The organism is Roseovarius halophilus (ex Wu et al. 2025) (genome assembly GCF_047086965.1).
This window is the reverse complement of the sequence record NZ_JBKOTX010000530.1, coordinates 1-661: the sequence shown is the minus strand read 5'-3', so window position 1 is coordinate 661 and position 661 is coordinate 1. Positions and strand designations below refer to the sequence as shown.

Sequence of the window (661 nt, the reverse complement as noted above, 5' to 3'; positions counted from 1 at the left end):
GTGCTGGCGGCCAGTCGACCGCGCTCCCCAAATAGCTGGCGGTTGACTGGCCGCCTTGGCCCGTGAGGGCCAAGTGATGGATTGTCGGTCAGGAGGTTTTGGTGGCTTTTCGCGCTTGGCTTTGGGCCAGTCGATAGCTCTCGCCATTCATCTCGAGGATGTTGACGTGGTGGGTCAGCCGGTCGAGCAGCGCCCCGGTGAGGCGCTCGGTGCCGAAGGTTTCCGTCCATTCATCGAAGGGCAAGTTGCTCGTGATCAGCGTAGCCCCGCGCTCGTAGCGTTGCGAGATCAATTCAAAGAGCAGCTCGGCCCCGGTTTTGGAGAGAGGGACGAAGCCCAATTCGTCGATGATCAGCAGCTTGGCGTTGGCCATCTGTTTTTGGACCCGCAGCAAGCGACGCTCGTCGCGCGCCTCCATCAGTTCGTTGACCAAAGCCGCGGCGGTGGTGAAGCTGACCGTCATCCCTTTCTGGCAAGCAGCGAGCCCCAGGCCAAGGGCAACGTGGGTCTTGCCGGTGCCGCTTGGGCCGAGGGCGATCACGTTCTCGCGCCGTTCGATCCAGTTGCAGCGCGCCAGCTCCAGCACCTGCATCTTGTTGAGCTTGGGGATTGCCTTGAAGTCGAAACTGTCGAGGCTTTTGGTGGCCGGGAACTTGGCCGC

The 661-nt window shown here is 62.0% G+C and carries 1 protein-coding gene; it reads right to left on the bottom strand.

Annotated features, from left to right (window positions below; all coding sequences use genetic code 11):
• Positions 1-88: 88 nt before the first annotated feature.
• Positions 89-661: IS21-like element helper ATPase IstB (istB, locus tag ACH107_RS33330; protein ID WP_412509860.1), on the bottom strand; the 573-nt coding region annotated here is incomplete at its 5' end.